Origin of the sequence: Streptomyces sp. NPDC050121, from assembly GCF_044460385.1 — a bacterium.
GTDB lineage: Bacteria > Actinomycetota > Actinomycetes > Streptomycetales > Streptomycetaceae > Streptomyces > Streptomyces soliscabiei.
Genome location: NZ_JBITJV010000022.1, coordinates 120152 through 137813, shown reverse-complemented (window position 1 = coordinate 137813; position 17662 = coordinate 120152). Strand labels below are relative to the sequence as shown.

Here is a 17662-nt window from a genome sequence, read left to right as displayed (position 1 = left end):
TTCCTCCGTTCCCTTCCGTTACCAGACGTAGGCGAGAACTTCTCCGCCTACGCCCTTCTTGCCGGCCTGCTTGTCGGTGAGGAGACCGTGCGACGTGGAGATGATCGCCACGCCGAGGCCACCGAGCACCTTGGGCAGGGAGGTGGACTTCGCGTAAACCCGGAGACCGGGCTTGGAGATCCGCTTGATGCCCGCGATGGAGCGCTCACGGTTCGGGCCGAACTTCAGCTCGAGAACGAGGTTCTTGCCGACCTCGGCGTCCTCGGTCTTCCAACCCGTGATGAAGCCCTCCTGCTGGAGGATCTCCGCGATGTGAGACTTGATCTTCGATGCCGGCATCGTCACGGAGTCGTGGTACGCCGAGTTCGCGTTCCGCAGACGCGTAAGCATGTCTGCGATCGGATCAGTCATGGTCATGAATTGGCCTGTGGCCTCTCTCGCCGGGGTTTCCTGGTGCGCCATCCCTCTCCCCGATCCGAGACGGGACGGGTGCGGCGCGGTGGACCTACGGCGTAGTAAGTCGTACGGGCGTCAGGCGCCCAACCCTCCCAGCCTACGCCATGGAGGGACGGGCACCTGACACTGCCCTTTACTTACCGAGAGCCTCTGGAACCCTGTTTAGGGGGTTTACCAGGAGCTCTTGGTCACGCCCGGCAGCTCGCCGCGGTGAGCCATCTCACGAAGGCACACACGGCAGAGGCCGAACTTGCGGTACACGGAGTGCGGACGACCGCAGCGCTGGCAGCGGTTGTAAGCCCGCACAGCGAACTTGGGCTTACGAGCAGCCTTCGCGATCAGAGCCTTCTTCGCCATCTCGCTCACGCCTCCTTGAAGGGGAAGCCGAGGTGACGAAGGAGCGCGCGGCCCTCAGCGTCGTTGGTCGCCGTGGTGACCACGGTGATGTCCATACCCCGGACGCGGTCGATCTTGTCCTGGTCGATCTCGTGGAACATGACCTGCTCCGTGAGACCGAAGGTGTAGTTGCCACGGCCGTCGAACTGCTTGGGGGACAGGCCGCGGAAGTCGCGGATGCGCGGGAGCGCGAGCGACAGGGTGCGGTCCAGGAACTCCCACATGCGGTCGCCACGAAGCGTGACGTGGGCACCGATCGGCTGACCCTCACGCAGCTTGAACTGCGCGATGGACTTGCGGGCCTTGGTGACGGCCGGCTTCTGACCGGTGATCGTGGTGAGGTCGCGGATGGCGCCCTCGATCAGCTTGGAGTCGCGGGCGGCGTCGCCCACACCCATGTTGACCACGATCTTGACGAGGCCGGGGATCTGCATGACGTTCTCGTAGGAGAACTCCTCACGCAGCTTGCCCGCGATCTCCTCGCGGTACTTCGTCTTCAGACGCGGAGTCGTGGTGGTAGCCATCAGATGTCCTCACCCGTCCGCTTGGCAACGCGGATCTTGTTGCCCTCGTCGTCGAAGCGGTAACCGACGCGCGTGACGACCTTGTTGCCGTCCTTCTCCACGACCAGCTGAACGTTGGACACGTGGATCGGGGCCTCGGTGGTCACGATGCCGCCGGCCTGCGAGCCCTTGGCGGTCGGACCGGCCTTCGTGTGCTTCTTGACCCGGTTGACACCCTCGACCAGGACGCGGTCCTCACGGGGGAAGGCCGCGATGACCTTGCCCTGCTTGCCCTTGTCCTTACCGGTGATGACCTGGACCAGGTCGCCCTTCTTGATCTTCATGCTTACAGCACCTCCGGAGCCAGCGAGATGATCTTCATGAACTTCTTCTCGCGCAGCTCACGCCCGACCGGGCCGAAGATGCGGGTGCCGCGAGGGTCGCCGTCGTTCTTCAGAATGACGGCGGCGTTCTCGTCGAAGCGGATGTACGAGCCGTCCGGACGGCGGCGCTCCTTGACGGTGCGAACGATGACCGCCTTGACGACGTCACCCTTCTTCACGTTGCCACCGGGGATCGCGTCCTTGACGGTGGCGACGATGACGTCACCGATGCCCGCGTAGCGGCGACCGGAGCCACCGAGCACACGGATGCAAAGGATTTCCTTCGCACCAGTGTTGTCGGCGACACGCAGTCGCGACTCCTGCTGGATCACGTCTATCTCCTGTTTGTCTGCCGGTTCCCCAACGGGGCTGATCAATCAGCCCCGTTGGAGCCTGGCGGAACTGTCCTGCCGGGTTTGCCCCGCAGGAATTACTTGGCCTTCTCGAGGATCTCGACGATGCGCCAGCGCTTCGTCGCGGACAGCGGCCGGGTCTCCGCGAGGAGGACACGGTCGCCGACGCCCGCAGCGTTCTGCTCGTCGTGCGCCTTGAGCTTGTTCGTACGGCGGATGACCTTGCCGTACAGCGCGTGCTTGACGCGGTCCTCGACAGCGACGACGACGGTCTTGTCCATCTTGTCGCTGACGACGAGACCCTCACGGGTCTTGCGGAAGCCGCGGGCCTCTGCAGTCTGCTCAGTCACGTTGTTCTCACTCATCAGGCGCTCTCCACCGTCTCGATGCCCAGCTCGCGCTCACGCATCAGGGTGTAGATCCGCGCGATGTCCTTACGGACGGCCTTCAGCCGACCGTGGTTCTCGAGCTGACCCGTCGCCGCCTGGAAGCGGAGGTTGAACAGCTCTTCCTTGGCTTCGCGAAGCTTCGCCAGAAGCTCCTCGTCACCCAGTTCGCGCAGCTCGGACGCCTTGGTACCGGCCGACATCACGCTTCACCTGCCTCGCGCTTGACGATCCGGCACTTCATCGGCAGCTTGTGGGCTGCGCGAGTCAGGGCCTCACGGGCGATCTTCTCGTTGGGGTAGGACAGCTCGAACATGACCCGGCCCGGGTGCACGTTCGCGATCCACCACTCGGGAGAACCCTTACCGGAACCCATGCGGGTCTCGGCAGGCTTCTTCGTGAGCGGGCGGTCCGGGTAGATGTTGATCCAGACCTTGCCGCCACGCTTGATGTGGCGGGTCATCGCGATACGGGCCGCCTCGATCTGGCGGTTGGTCACGTACGCCGGCGTGAGGGCCTGAATGCCGTACTCGCCGAACGAGACCGTCGTACCGCCCTTGGCCTGACCACGGCGCTTCGGGTGGTGCTGCTTGCGGTGCTTGACCCTACGGGGGATCAGCATGTCGGTCAGGCCTCCGTTCCGGTGCTCTCAGCCGGAGCGGCAGCCGCCGGAGCCTCGGCCTTGGGGGCCTCGGCGGCGGGAGCCTGCTGCGGCTTGCGACCGCGACCGCCACGCTCGCCACCGCGGCCACCACGGGCCGGGCGGTCAGCGCCACCACGGGCCGGGCGGTTGCCGGCGCGGGCAGCGGCGTTCTCGGCGCGGACCTCGGCGATGTTCTTGACGTCGCCCTTGTAGATCCAGACCTTCACACCGATGCGGCCGAAGGTCGTCTTGGCCTCGAAGAAGCCGTAGTCCACGTTCGCGCGGAGCGTGTGCAGGGGCACACGGCCCTCGCGGTAGAACTCCGAGCGGGACATCTCGGCGCCGCCGAGGCGGCCACCGCACTGGATCTTGATGCCCTTGGCGCCCGCCTTCATCGCCGACTGCATGCTCTTACGCATGGCGCGACGGAAGGAGACGCGGGAGGAGAGCTGCTCGGCGACGGCCTGGGCCACCAGCTGAGCGTCGACCTCGGGGTTCTTGACCTCGAGGATGTTCAGCTGGACCTGCTTCTTGGTCAGCTTCTCCAGGTCGCCGCGGATACGGTCGGCCTCGGCGCCGCGGCGGCCGATGACGATGCCCGGACGCGCGGTGTGGATGTCGACGCGGACACGGTCACGGGTGCGCTCGATCTCCACCTTCGAGATGCCGGCGCGCTCCATGCCGGACGTCATCATCCGACGGATGGCGACGTCTTCCTTGACGTATTCCTTGTACGACTTGTCGGCGTACCAACGGGACTTGAAGTCCGTGGTGATGCCGAGCCGGAACCCATGCGGGTTAACCTTCTGGCCCATTACCGGGTCCCTTCCTTGCTGCTGACGACCACGGTGATGTGGCTGGTCCGCTTGCGGATCCGGTAGGCGCGGCCCTGGGCGCGCGGACGGAACCGCTTCAGGGTCGGGCCCTCGTCGACGTAGGCCTCGGAGATGAAGAGGCTGTCGGCGTCAGTGTGGTCGTAGTTGTGCGCGGCGTTGGCGATGGCGCTGTCCAGCACCTTGCCGACCGGCACGCTCGCGGCCTGCGGGGCGAAACGCAGGACCGCCTGAGCCTCCGTGGCGTCCATGCCACGGATAAGGTCCACCACCCGGCGGGCCTTCATGGGCGTGACGCGGATGTACCGCGCCTGGGCCCTGGCTTCCATGGTTGTCCTTCCAGTGTCTGTCATGGTCATTCCACCCCGCTACTAGCGGCGCTTCGACTTCCGGTCGTCCTTGACGTGACCCCGGAAGGTGCGCGTCGGCGAGAACTCGCCGAGCTTGTGGCCGACCATCGACTCGGTGACAAACACCGGAATGTGGGTCTTGCCGTTGTGCACCGCGATCGTGTGGCCCAGCATGCTGGGAATGATCATCGAGCGACGGGACCAGGTCTTGATGACGTTCTTGGAACCTGCTTCGTTCTGGGCGTCCACCTTCTTTACGAGGTGTCCGTCGACGAAGGGCCCCTTCTTGAGACTGCGCGGCATCTAAACCCGCTCCTAGCGCTTCTTGTTCGTCTTGCGGCGGCGGACGATGTACTTGTTCGAAGCCTTCTTCGGCGAACGAGTACGACCCTCCTTCTGACCCCAGGGGCTGACCGGGTGGCGACCACCGGAGGTCTTGCCCTCACCACCACCGTGGGGGTGGTCAACCGGGTTCATCGCCACACCGCGAACGGTCGGGCGGACGCCCAGCCAGCGCTTGCGGCCGGCCTTGCCCCAGTTGATGTTGCTCTGCTCGGCGTTGCCGACCTCGCCGACCGTGGCGCGGCAGCGCTGGTCGACCAGGCGGATCTCACCGGACGGCATACGAAGGTGGGCCATCGTGCCCTCCTTCGCGAGCAGCTGCACGGAGGCGCCGGCGGAGCGGGCGAACTTGGCACCGCCACCGGGACGGAGCTCGATCGCGTGGATCGTGGTACCGACCGGGATGTTGCGGAGCGCCAGGTTGTTGCCCGGCTTGATGTCGGCCCCGGGACCGTTCTCGACGCGGTCGCCCTGCTGCAGGTTGCGCGGGGCGAGGATGTAGCGCTTCTCGCCGTCGGCGTAGTGCAGCAGCGCGATGCGCGCGGTGCGGTTGGGGTCGTACTCGATGTGCGCGACCTTCGCCGGCACGCCGTCCTTGTCGTGACGACGGAAGTCGATGACACGGTAGGCGCGCTTGTGTCCGCCACCCTGGTGGCGAACGGTCACACGACCGGCGTTGTTACGGCCGCCCTTGCTGTGCAGCGGGCGGACCAGCGACTTCTCCGGCGTGGACCGCGTGACCTCGACGAAGTCGGCGACGCTGGAGCCACGACGGCCCGGCGTAGTCGGCTTGTACTTGCGGATTCCCATTTTTCAGTCCTCGTCCGATATCGGACGATCCGGACCGCCCTTAGGCGGTCGGACCGCCGAAGATGTCGATACGGTCGCCCTCAGCAAGGGTCACGATCGCTCGCTTGGTGGCGGCACGCTGACCGAAACCGGTCTTCGTGCGCTTGCGCTTGCCGATGCGGTTGATCGTGTTGACCCCGGTGACCTTGACCGAGAAGACCGCCTGGACGGCCTGCTTGATCTGGGTCTTGTTGGCGTTCGGGTCGACGATGAACGTGTACTTGTTCTCGTCGAGGAGCGCGTAGCTCTTCTCCGACACGACCGGCTTCAGCAGCACGTCACGGGGGTCCGTGTACGCCTTGCTGGGCGCGGTGACGACGGTGTTCTTGCCCTCGGTGGCGTGGCGCTTCGCCTTGGCGACGCGCGCGGCCTTGGCGGCCTTGGCAGCCTTGGCGGCAATGCTCGGGTGACGCGTAGCCATCAGGCGTCACTCCCTTCGGTGTCGTTGGCCTTCGGGCCGGCGACGAAGGACTCGAGAGCGGCCTGGGTGAAGACCACGTCGTCCGAGACGATCACGTCGTACGTGTTCAGCTGGCCCGGCTCCAGGATGTGCACCTGGGGCAGGTTGCGGGCGGACAGCCACGCGGCCTCGTCGGCGCGGTCGACGACCAGGAGCAGGTTCTTGCGCTCCGAGATCTTGCCGAACAGCGTGCGAGCGGCCTTGGTGGAGGGGGTCTCGCCCTCGATCACGCCGGTGACGACGTGAATGCGGTTGTGGCGGGCCCGGTCGGTGAGGGCGTGACGCAGGGCGGCAGCCTTCATCTTCTTCGGGGTCCGCTGCGAGTAGTCGCGCGGCACGGGACCGTGCACGACGCCACCACCGGCGAACTGGGGCGCGCGGGTAGAGCCCTGGCGCGCACGGCCGGTGCCCTTCTGACGGTAAGGCTTCTTACCGCCACCACGAACCTCGCCGCGGGTCTTGGTCTTGTGCGTGCCCTGACGGGCAGCAGCGTTCTGCGCGACGACGACCTGGTGGATCAGCGGGATGCTGACCTTCTCCACGCCGAAGATCTCCGCGGGGAGCTCGACGCTACCGGTCTTCTCGCCGGCAGGCGAAAGGATGTCAACAGTGCTCATCGGTTACCTCAGGCCCCCTTGGCCGCGGTGCGGACCAGGACGAGGCCGCCGTTCGGACCGGGGACGGCGCCCTTGATGAGCAGCAGACCCTTCTCCGCGTCAACGGCGTGGACGGTCAGGTTCTGGGTGGTGACGCGCTCGTTGCCCATGCGACCCGCCATGCGGAGGCCCTTGAACACGCGGCCCGGGGTGGCGCAGCCACCGATGGAACCGGGCGAGCGGTGCTTGCGCTGGGTGCCGTGTCCGGCGCCGAGGCCCTTGAAGTTGTGACGCTTCATGACACCGGCAAAGCCCTTGCCCTTGCTCTTGCCGGTCACGTCGACCTTCACGCCGGCCTCGAAGACCTCGGCGGTGATTTCCTGACCGAGCGTGTACTCGGCGGCATCGGCCGTCCGGATCTCGACGAGGTGGCGACGGGGCGTGACGTCGGCCTTGGCGAAGTGGCCCTTGAGGGGCTTGTTCACCTTGCGCGGGTCGATCTCGCCGAAGGCGATCTGGACCGACTCGTAGCCGTCGCTGTCGTTCGTGCGGACCTGGGTCACGACGTTCGGGCCGGCCTTGACGACGGTGACCGGAACAACACGGTTGTTCTCGTCCCACACCTGCGTCATGCCGAGCTTCTCGCCCAGGATGCCCTTGATCTGCTTAGCCATTCTCAGATCACCAGCCCTCAGAGCTTGATCTCGATGTCGACACCGGCCGGGAGGTCGAGTCGCATCAGAGAGTCAACGGTCTTGGGGGTCGGGTCGAGAATGTCGATCAGGCGCTTGTGCGTGCGCATCTCGAAGTGCTCGCGCGAGTCCTTGTACTTGTGCGGCGACTTGATGACGCAGTACACGTTCTTCTCAGTGGGCAGCGGCACCGGGCCCGCGACCGACGCACCAGTACGCGTCACCGTCTCGACGATCTTCTTCGCCGAGCTGTCGATGACCTCGTGGTCGTAGGCCTTGAGCCGGATGCGGATCTTCTGTCCCGCCATGGCTACTCAGTAGTCCTGTCTCTTCTAACGCTCTGGAACCGGGTGTTCCGTTACTCGATCCTCCGACCCACGCGGTCGGGTGTGTCGCACTCTCGCCACACACGGATGCCCCTTGTTCGAACATCCCTGCTGGGAAAGCACGGCCCTTCCGGAACCGCAAGCCGGGGACGAAAGGCCCACCGGGTGCCTGGTCGGCGCTGCACTGACACTTCCCGAAAGATTCCCGTACGTCCGCCCCAGCGCTGCCATCAGGCAGTTAGGGCGACGAGTACTGTGGGACTCGCTTCCGGTCCCCCCGGCGGGAGGCGCGCAGCATCAACACTCGACCGAGCAACTCCGACAGTCTGCCATATGGGGCAGGGGCCTGGCCAATCGAGCCGGAGACAATACCCGGCACGTGACGCAGGTCAAACGCGGATCCGGTCAGACCGGATCGGCCCAGGCGCCCATGGTCTGCTCCAGGGTCCAGATGCGCACCCGCGCCTGGACACGGGACGCGTACAGGTCGCGCTCGGCGACGATGCTGAGATCCCCAGTGCCGAGCAGGCCTGTCGCCGCGTGCTCGCCCAGATCCATGCCGGTGCTTCCGCCGTCGCACAGGGAAGCGAGGAACGCGCCGTCCCAGGTGCGTTCGTGCAGACGCCATGGGGCCTCGCCCCGGGCGGTGCGGCGCAGGGTTTTCATGAACACGTCCGCGCAGCGTCGGCGAGCCCGGCCCTCCTTGATCTGGAAGACGTGATTGCCGGTCTCGATCACCGTGGCGGTCGGCAGGACGAAACTGACTCCGCCGCGCAGCCGGACGTCCATCTCGGTAAGGACGTCCGACCTGTGGTCGTTCATGTAGGGGACGTCAAGGATTTCGACGAAGACGGACGTGTCCAGAAAGTCGACGACGGGCAGCTGGAACCCCGAACCGGATCGCTTGCTCACGCGCTCACAGACTCCTCAAGAAGTCCTCGACGGTGCCCGCGCCCGTGTCCCGGGGGCGCAACGCGTCGGGCAGTCGCCCTCTGCTCACCGCATCCCCCAGATCTCCCGCGGCGAGGAGATCGACGTAACCCGGCAGTTCGGTGAGCCGTGTCAGTCGGCTCTCCCCCGACTCCGGATCCCTGGTGCACACCACCACCCCGGAGTGGTCCTCGGCGGTGAGCGAGTTCAGCAGGGCCGGGCTGTGCGTGGTGAAGAGGACGTCGATACGACGGTGCTGCGACTCCTCCTTCATCAGCTGCAGCACCCGGGCGGCCTGCGTCGGGTAGAGACCGTTCTCGATCTCCTCGATAACCAGGTGGCGCTGAGCACCGGCGCTCGCCTCGTCGTCCGCGGCCGGAGCGCTGAGCAGCGCTGTGCCGAAGGCGAGGAAACGGAGCATGCCGTCGCTGAGAAGCCTCGCCGGAACGTCGTGCTCCGCTCCGTGATAACCCGCCTCCTTCAGGAGAAGCTGCACGTCTCCGAGCCGTGTCTCCACCTTGCCGATCGCCCGCACCGGGTACTCCGGCATGCCCGCCACCAGCTGCGTGAGGCGGGTGAAGGCAGCCCGGTCCTTCCTCATCAGCTCCACGACCGCGGCGCTCAGATTGTCGCCGCTGCGCCTGAGCTCCCCGTCGCGGGCGTTCACGTACTGCCTCATCAGGTGCGGGACCGGATCCAGCAGGAAGACCTCCCGCAGGACCCCGAGCACGTCCTGAGCGGCCTGGTGGACGAGTTTGTTCGCCTCGGTGGTGGCGGGGACTCGCAGCGGCACCTGGCCCGTCAGAAGGCGGTCCGAGGAGAACGGCACGCCCGGGTCCATGCCACGCCGCCCGTTGAAGCACCGCACGTTGAGGTCGCCTCGCCGGACGTCCGCCGGATCGCTGACCAGCAGGGGGCGGCCGGCCCCGAGTCGCCGGCCCGCGTAGCGCACGCCCTCGACCGCCGTCAGTTCCTCGTGCAGCACACGCACCTCGGGGAAGGTCGCGATCTCCACGTCGAGGTCGTAGACGGCCTGCCCGGACCGGACCCGGCAGCCGAGCCGGAACGACATCTCCCCCAGCGGCGCGCACCCCTCCGCACCGCCTCGGACCGGCTCCTCGCCACCGCTGCGCGGACCGTCCAGAGCGTCCCGCAACGACTCCCCCAGCGCCGCCAGCCGGGACAGCGCCATCAGTCCGTCCAAAGCGTTCGACTTGCCGCTGCCGTTGCGGCCGATGAGCACCGTCAGGTCGTTGAGCGGCAGACACTGCCCGGTGAAGCTCTTGAAAGAGGTCAGCCGCACCTCTTCCAGGCGGGGAGTTTCCACCGGCGACCTCGCTCACTCGTGTTCAACCGTCACTGCCGTTGTCAGCTAAGCAGCAGCCTCAGCGAACCGTCCAACGCGCCTCGCCCAGGCAATGTGAGTAGCCGACGTCAGCGACATGAGTACGACGCCCGACGCCTTAGCCGTGCGGCGCTGCTGAAGTAGTTCTCATGACGACGTCGAAGGCCACGCCTCAGCGCCGAGCCGATCACCCGACCTGGTGGAGGGTCCCCCTGGTGGCCTCTGCGCTCGGCCTGCCGGTCCTCGCGCTGGAGTACAGCGTGATCCGGGCTCACGACGGCATGGGCCAGTACGGAGCGGTGATCTACTGGGCCCTCGCGCTGTTCGCCACGACCTGGGCCCTCCCCCACCGCCGCTCCTACAGAACGCTCCGCATCCTGACGGCCGGAGCGGCCCTGGCCATCACGCTCCTGCCAGTGACACTCCTGCTGCTACTCGGCGCACTGCTGGCCTCGGGCTGAGGCATACACCACGAACTCCGTCCAGGCGGCCGAGGCGACGTGGAAGGTGGGGCCGTCGGTGACCTTGGAGTCACGGACGTGGACGGCGGCGGGGGCGGCGGCGACTTCGACGCAGGAGTCGCCTTCGGAGCTGCTGCTGTAGCTGCTCTTGAACCACACCAGGTCCCGGATCATGTTTCCCCCAGCAGTTGCTCGATGAAGGCCAACGACTCACGCGGAGTGAGTGCCTGAGCTCGGATGATGCCATACCGCAGTTCAAGGATACGGAGCTGCTTCAGGTCGGATACCGCCCGGCCGTTGGCCACTGCCGGCGAGCGCCCCAAAGCCGAGCCGTCTCCGAACTTCAGCACCTCGATGCCACCGGCCAGACCAGCGTGCTCCTCGCGATCCATGGGCATCACCTGAAGCTCGACATTCCGCAACTTCCCTGTCTCCAGCAGGTGTTCGAGCTGGCGGCGCAACGCATCCCTCCCGCCGAGCGGACGTCGCAGGGTCCACTCCTCCACCACGAAGCTGAGCTCCGGCATGGGGTCCCGCTCGAAGACGGACTTGCGTCCCACACGGGCGGCGATGAACCGCTCCACCTCGGCCTCTGTGTATGCGGGCCGCCGCATCAGCAGCAGCGCCCGCCCGTACTCAGGCGTCTGCAGCAGCCCGTGGATGTTCAGGGGATCGTAGAGCTGGATCTCGACCGCCTTCGCCTCCAGCTCCGCGATCTCGCGCACCTTCTTCGGGTACTGGACCCTCTTCACGTCCTCGTTCATGGCCGAGAGCAGCCCGCCCGCCGTCAGGATCTCGTCCGCCCTGTCCAGGTATTCGGGCCTCGGGATCCGCTTCCCGCTCTCGATCTTGTAGACCATGTCCTCGCCGTAGCCCACCGCCACCGCGAAGTCGGCGACCCGCATCCCCACCGCCTCGCGCCGCAGCCTCAGCTGCCGCCCCACCGTGGCGACGACCGCGACTCCCCACTCGTCGTCCGGGTCCACCTCCCAGCCCGGCTCGTCCGTCTCGTCCTTGAGCCGTACCGCCTGTACCGCCTGCCCGTCGACCGACATCCCGCACCTCTCCGTCGTCCCGTCACGCCACCGCCCGCCCTCGACAAGCTCGGACACGGCCGGACAAGAGGTGGACAGTGACCCTACGCAACCGCGTTGTCACTGTTTACGGTACGCATCCGATGCCACGCTGAGTGACGTGATCCAGAAAACCCCCCAACTCGGCTCCCCCATCCGCCACTTCGACGTGCGCCTGTCCTCCACGCCCCGCGGAGCCCGCCTCGCCCGTCTTCTCGCCACCGAACAACTGCGCTCCTGGGGGCTGCCCTTGGACCCCGCGGCGCACATCGTGGCCGAGCTGGCGGCCAACGCGGTCACCCATGGCCGCGTCCCTGGCCGGGACTTCCAGCTCCTCCTCTACGTCATCGGCGACGCCCTCCGCATCGAGGTCACCGACACGCGCGGCGACCGGATGCCGTGCCTTCAGCCGGCCGGCGGCGACGGTGAATCGGGCCGTGGGCTGCTGCTGGTGGACGCGCTCGCCGGCCGCTGGGGAGTGACCGAGGGACGGCGGCCGTGCAAAACGGTGTGGGCGGAGATCCGTGTGTCATCGGCACCGGAACCCGATTCCCTGCACTTCGGTGTCAGGGGCGTTCTCTTTCCAAGGACCACCGAGGGGAAATGACCCCGCCAAGCCCCACCCCTCCCGCCCGCAGCGGCAAACTCACTCCCGCGAGTGAATATGCCCAACTCGGCTGGATTCGGGACGGGTTGCCTGCCCTACGCTCAGCGCAGCATCACCACCACACAGCCGCAGACATGCGACGGCCCCCGCCGGGACTGCAATCCCAGTGCGAGGGCCTGACCACCGAGGAAGTTCGGAGCTTCCTGATGGACACCGAAAACCCTAGCGCGCCGCCGTGCGCCGAGTCCCGTATCCCGGGCAAAAAACACCCCCACGCGGGTGGACTCACCCACGAAAACGCCCGCCACACCACCCGCTTCACGGTGATCGGCAACCACCTCGCCCAGCACAAGGAGCTGTCGCTGCTGGCGATCGGCCTCGCCGTGCACATCCAGTCGCTGCCCAAGGGCGTCCGCGTCGACATCAAGACGCTCACCGCCCGCTTCCCCGAGGGCGCGACCCGTATCGCCGCCGCCCTGCGCGAACTGGAGACCCACGGCTACCTCCGCCGCGAACGCACCCGCATCCCCGGCGGCCGGATCATCACCCGCACGATCTCCTGCAACCGCCCCGGCCACCACGAACGCCGTCCGGCAGCCGACCACGTCCCCGCCAAGCGTGCGGCAGCCCCCCGCAAGGCCCTCCCCGCAGTGCCGCGCCCCGCATACCCCGCTCCCGCCCTCATCCAGACGGCGACGGACCTCCTCGCTCGCCTCCGCCGCCACGACTCCCGCCTCCTGCTGTCCGCCACCGACGTGGAACACCTCGCCCCCGGAGTCGCCACCTGGCTAGAACGGGACGTCGGCCCCGCAGCCGTGGTGCAAGCCCTCACCGCCGAACTGCCGGCGGACCCGCTACGCCGACCGGCCGCCCTCCTCGCCCACCGCCTCGCCGCCCAGCTCCCACCCCCGCCTCCCTTCCGGGCGCCGGAGCCTCCACCGCCCGCGCGAGGCCCGCTCCCGACCTGCCACGGCTGCGACCGCCCCTTCCGCTCACCCACGTCTGGACTCCTCTGCCGTGACTGCCGCGCTTCCCGTGTCACCACCGCCCCCTGAACCCGTTCTGTCCCGTTCTCAGGCCGACCACGGGCACGAGCTGATCCCCCGTCCCGAGCTGACTCCTGATGCCCTGCACGCAGCTCTCGCCGTCGTTGCCCCACGTCGCCTGGACGAGATGCAGGCCATGAAGGACGAGGCCTTCGCCAAAGGTGTCGAGTGGCAGTCGCTCAGCCCGGTACAGAGCTGGGTCCTGATCTGGGCCAAGGAGATCGAGATCGCTCGCCGCCCGGACCTCTCCACCCGCTACGCCCAGGCGGAGAGCGATCTGGAGCACGAGGATCCGGTCATCGCGCGGGAAGCCCTCAAAGAACTCAGCACTGTTCTGGACGAAGCCATGAGCAGTGTTCGACACCTGGCGACCGCGCCTTCTGCGCCCCCCAGGCCACCGTCGTTGCCGAACCGAGCACCATGACCATCGCCTCGGACAACACGCAACAGGGCGCCTCCCACAGGTACCGGGCCATGCGCGATTTCGTTCAGGCCATGGACGACACCCTGCCCGGCAAGTTCGAGGTCACCGAAGAAGGCATCGTCCACGATCTCAGGGCACCCGTCGGCCGGCACGAGCTCACTGCTCTCCATCTACGTAAGCGCCTTGAGAAGGCGATGCCGGAAGAGATCGTCGCCCACACGGGCAAACCCGATGTCGAGTGCGAGCCCGAAAGGATCCTGCGACGGCCTGACGTCATGGTGATCGCCGAGGCGGACATGCGGGAAGAGGGCTCCTTCGACCCCCGCACCCTCCTCGCCGCCATCGAGGTCGTCTCCCGCTCCAACCCGGACAACGACTGGGTGAGCAAGGCGCGTGACTACCCCCTGATGGGCATCCCTGCCTACGCGATCTTCGACCCGCGCACCGGCGCCGGCGCGGTCCTCACCGACATCCACCCCACCCCCGACGGCCCCCGCTACGCCACCCGCAAGGACTTCGTCTACGGCGAGGACGTCACCATCGCGGAGTGGACGATCTCCACCGAGGGCCTCCCCCGCTACCCCGCCTGAGCAGGCCCGGCAGGCCCGGCAGGCCCGTTCCCTGTCGCAGCTCATGCGAAAGGGCCCGTACGACCAAAGTCGTACGGGCCCTCTCAGGTGCTCAGCTCAGGCTGGAGCTACCAGGTCGAACAACAAGACTTACTTGTTGATCTTGGTGACCTGGCCGGCGCCGACCGTCCGGCCACCCTCACGGATGGCGAACTTCAGGCCCTCTTCCATGGCGACGGGCTGGATGAGCTCCACCTTCATCTCGGTGTTGTCACCCGGCATGACCATCTCGGTGCCCTCGGGGAGGGTCACGACGCCGGTCACGTCCGTCGTACGGAAGTAGAACTGCGGACGGTAGTTGTTGAAGAAGGGGGTGTGACGGCCACCCTCGTCCTTCGACAGGATGTAGGCCTGGGCCTCGAACTCGGTGTGCGGGGTGACCGAGCCCGGCTTGATGATGACCTGGCCGCGCTCGACGTCCTCGCGCTTGATGCCGCGGAGCAGCAGACCGACGTTCTCACCGGCCTGGCCCTCGTCGAGCAGCTTGCGGAACATCTCGATACCGGTGACCGTGGTGGTGGTCTTGTCCTGCTTGATACCGATGATGTCGACGGTCTCGTTGACCTTCAGGACACCACGCTCGATACGGCCGGTGACGACCGTACCGCGACCGGTGATCGTGAAGACGTCCTCGACGGGCATGAGGAACGGCTTGTCGACGTCACGCTCGGGGGTCGGGATCGACTCGTCGACCGCGGCCATCAGGTCGAGGACCGTCTGACCCCACTCGGCGTCGCCCTCGAGCGCCTTGAGCGCCGAGACCTTGACGACCGGCAGGTCGTCGCCCGGGAACTCGTACTCGGAGAGGAGCTCACGGACCTCGAGCTCGACGAGCTCCAGGATCTCCTCGTCGTCCACCATGTCGGCCTTGTTCAGGGCGACGACGATGTACGGAACGCCGACCTGGCGGGCCAGGAGCACGTGCTCCTTGGTCTGCGGCATCGGGCCGTCGGTGGCGGCGACCACGAGGATGGCGCCGTCCATCTGCGCCGCACCCGTGATCATGTTCTTGATGTAGTCCGCGTGACCGGGGCAGTCGACGTGGGCGTAGTGACGCGTCTCGGTCTGGTACTCGACGTGCGCGATGGAGATCGTGATACCGCGCTGGCGCTCCTCAGGAGCCTTGTCGATCTGGTCGAAGGCCGAAGCCTCGTTCAGGTCCGGGTACGCGTCGTGCAGCACCTTGGTAATGGCGGCCGTGAGGGTCGTCTTACCGTGGTCGATGTGACCGATGGTGCCGATGTTGACGTGCGGCTTAGTCCGCTCGAACTTCGCCTTCGCCACTGGGGTCCTCCTGGGAGTGGTTCTGGTACGCCTTACTTCATCGGCGCCAGGTGATCTTTGCTGTCATAGCCCGGGCCCGGGGCAAACACCCACGATCCTTGACGAATGCGGGTGGTTGCCCCAGAGGCTCCGGAGTCAAGCCTAAAGCGTGTGAACGCGGTGCGTTACTCGCCCTTGGCCTTCGCGATGATCTCCTCGGCGACGTTCCGGGGAACCTCGGCGTAGGAGTCGAACTGCATCGAGTAGCTCGCGCGACCCGACGTCTTGCTGCGGAGGTCGCCGACGTAGCCGAACATCTCCGACAGGGGCACCAGGCCCTTGACGACGCGGGCACCGGCCCGCTCCTCCATGGCCTGGATCTGACCACGGCGGGAGTTGATGTCGCCGATGACCTCGCCCATGTAGTCCTCGGGCGTGGTGACCTCGACGGCCATCATCGGCTCGAGCAGCACGGGGCTGGCCTTGCGCGCGGCCTCCTTGAAGGCCTGCGAACCGGCGATCTTGAAGGCGAGCTCGGAGGAGTCCACCTCGTGGTAGCCACCGTCGAGCAGGGTGACGCGCACGCCGGTCATCTCGTAACCGGCGAGGATGCCGAACTGCATGGCCTCCTGCGCACCGGCGTCCACCGAAGGGATGTACTCCTTCGGGATACGACCACCGGTCACCTTGTTCACGAACTCGTAACTGGCGTCGCCGCCCTCGATCGGCTCGATCGCGATCTGCACCTTGGCGAACTGGCCGGTACCACCAGTCTGCTTCTTGTGCGTGTAGTCGACCCGGTCGACCGCCTTGCGGATGGTCTCGCGGTAGGCGACCTGCGGCTTGCCGACGTTGGCCTCGACCTTGAACTCACGGCGCATACGGTCGACCAGCACCTCGAGGTGCAGTTCGCCCATGCCGCCGATGATGGTCTGGCCGGTCTCCTCGTCCGAGTGGACCTGGAACGACGGGTCCTCCTCGGCCAGGCGCTGGATCGCGATGCCCAGCTTCTCCTGGTCGCCCTTCGACTTGGGCTCGATGGCGACCTGGATGACCGGAGCCGGGAAGTCCATGGACTCCAGGATCACGGGGGCCTTGTCGTCGCACAGCGTCTCACCGGTCGTGGTCTGCTTCAGACCCATGACGGCGACGATGTCGCCGGCGCCGACCGCGGCGATCTCCTCACGCTTGTTCGCGTGCATGCGGTAGATCTTGCCGATGCGCTCCTTCTTGCCCTTGACGGAGTTCAGCACGGCGGTGCCGGACTCCAGGCGGCCGGAGTACACGCGGACGAAGGTGAGCTTGCCGAGGTGCGGGTCGCTCATGATCTTGAACGCCAGCGCCGACAGCGGCTCGTCGTCGGACGGCTTGCGCTTGACGACCTCCTCCGGGTCGTTCACGGCGTGGCCCTCGATGGCCTCGACGTCGAGCGGGGAGGGGAGGTAGCGCACGACCGCGTCGAGCAGGGGCTGAACGCCCTTGTTCTTGAACGCGGTACCGCAGAACACCGGGGTGACGGTGGTGTCCTTGGACTTGCCGGACGCGATGGTGATGCGACGGATCGCGGCGTACAGCTGCTCCTCGGAAGGCTCCTCGCCCTCCAGGTACAGCTCCATGATCTCTTCGTCGTTCTCGGCGACGGCCTCGATGAGCTTGCCGCGGTACTCCTCGGCAGCCTCGGTGTGCGTGGCCGGGATGTCGACGATGTCGTACATCTCGCCCTTGGTGGCCTCGGCGGACCACACGAACGCCTTCATCGTGACCAGGTCGACGACGCCCTTGAAGTCGGCCTCGGCACCGATCGGGAGCTGCATGACGATCGGCTGAGCGCCGAGGCGGTCAGAGATCATGTCGACGCAGCGGTGGAACTCGGCACCGGTCCGGTCGAGCTTGTTGACGAAGCAGATGCGGGGGACGCCGTAGCGGTCCGCCTGACGCCACACCGTCTCGGACTGGGGCTCGACGCCGGCGACGCCGTCGAACACCGTCACGGCACCGTCGAGCACGCGCAGGGAACGCTCCACCTCGACGGTGAAGTCGACGTGGCCCGGGGTGTCGATGATGTTGATGGTGTGGTCGACGTCGGCCAGCGGCCAGTGACAGGTGGTGGCAGCAGAGGTGATCGTGATGCCACGCTCCTGCTCCTGCTCCATCCAGTCCATGGTGGCAGCGCCGTCGTGGACCTCACCGATCTTGTAAGACACACCGGTGTAGAACAGGATCCGCTCGGTGGTGGTCGTCTTGCCCGCGTCGATGTGGGCCATGATCCCGATGTTGCGGACCTTGGCCAGGTCAAGTGAAGTGGTAGCCATAAGG

Annotated in this window: 26 protein-coding genes and 1 pseudogene; 5 read left to right on the top strand and 22 right to left on the bottom strand. The window is 66.8% G+C overall.

Features of this window, described 5'->3' with window-relative positions; genetic code table 11:
- Positions 1-18: 18 nt before the first annotated feature.
- From rpsH to ACIBTS_RS29750, 18 genes are all read right to left on the bottom strand, one after another.
- A complete protein-coding gene (gene rpsH, locus ACIBTS_RS29835; RefSeq protein ID WP_055592171.1) occupies positions 19-417 on the bottom strand; it encodes a 30S ribosomal protein S8 in 399 nt (132 codons plus the stop codon).
- A gap of 210 nt (positions 418-627) precedes the next feature.
- Positions 628-813, bottom strand: a complete 186-nt coding sequence (locus ACIBTS_RS29830) for a type Z 30S ribosomal protein S14 (protein ID WP_030890724.1) — start codon at positions 811-813, stop codon at positions 628-630.
- A 5-nt stretch (positions 814-818) separates the two neighbouring features.
- Entirely contained in the window at positions 819-1376 is a 558-nt protein-coding gene (gene rplE / locus ACIBTS_RS29825; protein ID WP_030788262.1) for a 50S ribosomal protein L5, read from the bottom strand.
- Entirely contained in the window at positions 1376-1699 is a 324-nt protein-coding gene (rplX, locus tag ACIBTS_RS29820; protein WP_030039760.1) for a 50S ribosomal protein L24, read from the bottom strand. The genes rplE and rplX overlap by 1 nt, the downstream gene beginning before the upstream one ends.
- 2 nt (positions 1700-1701) lie before the next feature.
- The gene (rplN, locus tag ACIBTS_RS29815; RefSeq protein ID WP_003998823.1) at positions 1702-2070 is read right to left on the bottom strand and encodes a 50S ribosomal protein L14; all 369 of its coding nucleotides are present in this window, start codon (positions 2068-2070) and stop codon (positions 1702-1704) included.
- Positions 2071-2168: 98 nt separating this feature from the next.
- Positions 2169-2456: a 30S ribosomal protein S17 gene (gene rpsQ, locus ACIBTS_RS29810; protein ID WP_079660412.1), complete on the bottom strand. Its 288-nt coding sequence runs from the start codon at positions 2454-2456 to the stop codon at positions 2169-2171.
- Positions 2456-2680: a 50S ribosomal protein L29 gene (gene rpmC, locus ACIBTS_RS29805; RefSeq protein WP_003998824.1), complete on the bottom strand. Its 225-nt coding sequence runs from the start codon at positions 2678-2680 to the stop codon at positions 2456-2458. The genes rpsQ and rpmC overlap by 1 nt, the downstream gene beginning before the upstream one ends.
- Positions 2680-3099 carry a 50S ribosomal protein L16 gene (gene rplP / locus ACIBTS_RS29800; protein ID WP_006140905.1) on the bottom strand — a complete coding sequence of 140 codons (420 nt, stop codon included), beginning with the start codon at positions 3097-3099 and terminating at the stop codon, positions 2680-2682. The genes rpmC and rplP overlap by 1 nt, the downstream gene beginning before the upstream one ends.
- Before the next feature lie 5 nt (positions 3100-3104).
- The gene (gene rpsC / locus ACIBTS_RS29795) at positions 3105-3935 is read right to left on the bottom strand and encodes a 30S ribosomal protein S3 (protein ID WP_079660413.1); all 831 of its coding nucleotides are present in this window, start codon (positions 3933-3935) and stop codon (positions 3105-3107) included.
- A complete protein-coding gene (gene rplV, locus ACIBTS_RS29790; protein ID WP_003974262.1) occupies positions 3935-4282 on the bottom strand; it encodes a 50S ribosomal protein L22 in 348 nt (115 codons plus the stop codon). The genes rpsC and rplV overlap by 1 nt, the downstream gene beginning before the upstream one ends.
- Positions 4283-4324: 42 nt before the next feature.
- Complete coding sequence (gene rpsS, locus ACIBTS_RS29785) at positions 4325-4606, bottom strand: 30S ribosomal protein S19 (protein WP_018528354.1); 282 nt, start codon at positions 4604-4606, stop codon at positions 4325-4327.
- 12 nt (positions 4607-4618) lie between these two features.
- On the bottom strand, positions 4619-5455 hold the full coding sequence (gene rplB, locus ACIBTS_RS29780; RefSeq protein ID WP_007384068.1) for a 50S ribosomal protein L2: 837 nt from the start codon (positions 5453-5455) through the stop codon (positions 4619-4621).
- A 40-nt stretch (positions 5456-5495) separates the two neighbouring features.
- Entirely contained in the window at positions 5496-5915 is a 420-nt protein-coding gene (rplW, locus tag ACIBTS_RS29775) for a 50S ribosomal protein L23 (protein WP_079660414.1), read from the bottom strand.
- Entirely contained in the window at positions 5915-6571 is a 657-nt protein-coding gene (gene rplD / locus ACIBTS_RS29770) for a 50S ribosomal protein L4 (protein WP_079660415.1), read from the bottom strand. The genes rplW and rplD overlap by 1 nt, the downstream gene beginning before the upstream one ends.
- An 8-nt stretch (positions 6572-6579) precedes the next feature.
- Positions 6580-7224, bottom strand: a complete 645-nt coding sequence (rplC, locus tag ACIBTS_RS29765; RefSeq protein ID WP_069770402.1) for a 50S ribosomal protein L3 — start codon at positions 7222-7224, stop codon at positions 6580-6582.
- Between the two features lie 17 nt (positions 7225-7241).
- The gene (gene rpsJ, locus ACIBTS_RS29760) at positions 7242-7550 is read right to left on the bottom strand and encodes a 30S ribosomal protein S10 (RefSeq protein WP_003948644.1); all 309 of its coding nucleotides are present in this window, start codon (positions 7548-7550) and stop codon (positions 7242-7244) included.
- Positions 7551-7973: 423 nt separating this feature from the next.
- Positions 7974-8480 (bottom strand): hypothetical protein, encoded by a 507-nt coding sequence (locus tag ACIBTS_RS29755; protein ID WP_399323433.1) that lies wholly within the window; start codon positions 8478-8480, stop codon positions 7974-7976.
- A 4-nt stretch (positions 8481-8484) separates the two neighbouring features.
- Positions 8485-9825, bottom strand: a complete 1341-nt coding sequence (locus tag ACIBTS_RS29750; protein ID WP_399323431.1) for an AAA family ATPase — start codon at positions 9823-9825, stop codon at positions 8485-8487.
- A gap of 167 nt (positions 9826-9992) precedes the next feature.
- Here ACIBTS_RS29750 and ACIBTS_RS29745 point away from each other — a divergent pair, with 167 nt between their 5' ends.
- The gene (locus tag ACIBTS_RS29745) at positions 9993-10304 is read left to right on the top strand and encodes a hypothetical protein (RefSeq protein WP_399323430.1); all 312 of its coding nucleotides are present in this window, start codon (positions 9993-9995) and stop codon (positions 10302-10304) included.
- Here the strand turns inward: ACIBTS_RS29745 and ACIBTS_RS29740 are convergent.
- Positions 10275-10478, bottom strand: coding sequence for a DUF397 domain-containing protein (locus tag ACIBTS_RS29740; protein ID WP_399323428.1), 204 nt, complete (start codon positions 10476-10478; stop codon positions 10275-10277). The two genes, ACIBTS_RS29745 and ACIBTS_RS29740, sit on opposite strands and share 30 nt — an antisense overlap.
- A complete protein-coding gene (locus ACIBTS_RS29735; protein WP_399323480.1) occupies positions 10475-11359 on the bottom strand; it encodes a helix-turn-helix domain-containing protein in 885 nt (294 codons plus the stop codon). The genes ACIBTS_RS29740 and ACIBTS_RS29735 overlap by 4 nt, the downstream gene beginning before the upstream one ends.
- Before the next feature lie 139 nt (positions 11360-11498).
- Here ACIBTS_RS29735 and ACIBTS_RS29730 point away from each other — a divergent pair, with 139 nt between their 5' ends.
- From ACIBTS_RS29730 to ACIBTS_RS29715, 4 genes and pseudogenes are all read left to right on the top strand, one after another.
- A complete protein-coding gene (locus tag ACIBTS_RS29730) occupies positions 11499-11984 on the top strand; it encodes an ATP-binding protein (RefSeq protein ID WP_399323426.1) in 486 nt (161 codons plus the stop codon).
- 206 nt (positions 11985-12190) lie between these two features.
- Complete coding sequence (locus ACIBTS_RS29725; RefSeq protein WP_399323424.1) at positions 12191-13039, top strand: helix-turn-helix domain-containing protein; 849 nt, start codon at positions 12191-12193, stop codon at positions 13037-13039.
- 40 nt (positions 13040-13079) lie between these two features.
- Positions 13080-13391, top strand: a pseudogene (locus ACIBTS_RS29720) (hypothetical protein); the annotation flags it as partial.
- Positions 13392-13450: 59 nt separating this feature from the next.
- Entirely contained in the window at positions 13451-14044 is a 594-nt protein-coding gene (locus tag ACIBTS_RS29715; RefSeq protein WP_399323423.1) for a Uma2 family endonuclease, read from the top strand.
- A 129-nt stretch (positions 14045-14173) separates the two neighbouring features.
- Here the strand turns inward: ACIBTS_RS29715 and tuf are convergent, their stop codons facing one another.
- A complete protein-coding gene (tuf, locus tag ACIBTS_RS29710) occupies positions 14174-15367 on the bottom strand; it encodes an elongation factor Tu (protein WP_079660423.1) in 1194 nt (397 codons plus the stop codon).
- Between the two features lie 164 nt (positions 15368-15531).
- Positions 15532-17658, bottom strand: coding sequence for an elongation factor G (gene fusA, locus ACIBTS_RS29705; protein ID WP_319673706.1), 2127 nt, complete (start codon positions 17656-17658; stop codon positions 15532-15534).
- Positions 17659-17662: the final 4 nt, after the last annotated feature.

What these genes read in the sequence shown, in the direction of transcription:
- rpsH (WP_055592171.1), bottom strand. Translation starts at nt 417, where the DNA reads ATGACCATGACTGATCCGATCGCAGACATGCTTACGCGTCTGCGGAAC.
- ACIBTS_RS29830 (WP_030890724.1), bottom strand. Translation starts at nt 813, where the DNA reads ATGGCGAAGAAGGCTCTGATCGCGAAGGCTGCTCGTAAGCCCAAGTTC.
- rplE (WP_030788262.1), bottom strand. Translation starts at nt 1,376, where the DNA reads ATGGCTACCACCACGACTCCGCGTCTGAAGACGAAGTACCGCGAGGAG.
- rplX (WP_030039760.1), bottom strand. Translation starts at nt 1,699, where the DNA reads ATGAAGATCAAGAAGGGCGACCTGGTCCAGGTCATCACCGGTAAGGAC.
- rpsQ (WP_079660412.1), bottom strand. Translation starts at nt 2,456, where the DNA reads ATGAGTGAGAACAACGTGACTGAGCAGACTGCAGAGGCCCGCGGCTTC.
- rpmC (WP_003998824.1), bottom strand. Translation starts at nt 2,680, where the DNA reads ATGTCGGCCGGTACCAAGGCGTCCGAGCTGCGCGAACTGGGTGACGAG.
- rplP (WP_006140905.1), bottom strand. Translation starts at nt 3,099, where the DNA reads ATGCTGATCCCCCGTAGGGTCAAGCACCGCAAGCAGCACCACCCGAAG.
- rpsC (WP_079660413.1), bottom strand. Translation starts at nt 3,935, where the DNA reads ATGGGCCAGAAGGTTAACCCGCATGGGTTCCGGCTCGGCATCACCACG.
- rplV (WP_003974262.1), bottom strand. Translation starts at nt 4,282, where the DNA reads ATGGAAGCCAGGGCCCAGGCGCGGTACATCCGCGTCACGCCCATGAAG.
- rpsS (WP_018528354.1), bottom strand. Translation starts at nt 4,606, where the DNA reads ATGCCGCGCAGTCTCAAGAAGGGGCCCTTCGTCGACGGACACCTCGTA.
- rplB (WP_007384068.1), bottom strand. Translation starts at nt 5,455, where the DNA reads ATGGGAATCCGCAAGTACAAGCCGACTACGCCGGGCCGTCGTGGCTCC.
- rplW (WP_079660414.1), bottom strand. Translation starts at nt 5,915, where the DNA reads ATGGCTACGCGTCACCCGAGCATTGCCGCCAAGGCTGCCAAGGCCGCC.
- rplD (WP_079660415.1), bottom strand. Translation starts at nt 6,571, where the DNA reads ATGAGCACTGTTGACATCCTTTCGCCTGCCGGCGAGAAGACCGGTAGC.
- rplC (WP_069770402.1), bottom strand. Translation starts at nt 7,224, where the DNA reads ATGGCTAAGCAGATCAAGGGCATCCTGGGCGAGAAGCTCGGCATGACG.
- rpsJ (WP_003948644.1), bottom strand. Translation starts at nt 7,550, where the DNA reads ATGGCGGGACAGAAGATCCGCATCCGGCTCAAGGCCTACGACCACGAG.
- ACIBTS_RS29745 (WP_399323430.1), top strand. Translation starts at nt 9,993, where the DNA reads ATGACGACGTCGAAGGCCACGCCTCAGCGCCGAGCCGATCACCCGACC.
- ACIBTS_RS29740 (WP_399323428.1), bottom strand. Translation starts at nt 10,478, where the DNA reads ATGATCCGGGACCTGGTGTGGTTCAAGAGCAGCTACAGCAGCAGCTCC.
- ACIBTS_RS29735 (WP_399323480.1), bottom strand. Translation starts at nt 11,359, where the DNA reads ATGTCGGTCGACGGGCAGGCGGTACAGGCGGTACGGCTCAAGGACGAG.
- ACIBTS_RS29725 (WP_399323424.1), top strand. Translation starts at nt 12,191, where the DNA reads ATGGACACCGAAAACCCTAGCGCGCCGCCGTGCGCCGAGTCCCGTATC.
- ACIBTS_RS29715 (WP_399323423.1), top strand. Translation starts at nt 13,451, where the DNA reads ATGACCATCGCCTCGGACAACACGCAACAGGGCGCCTCCCACAGGTAC.
- fusA (WP_319673706.1), bottom strand. Translation starts at nt 17,658, where the DNA reads ATGGCTACCACTTCACTTGACCTGGCCAAGGTCCGCAACATCGGGATC.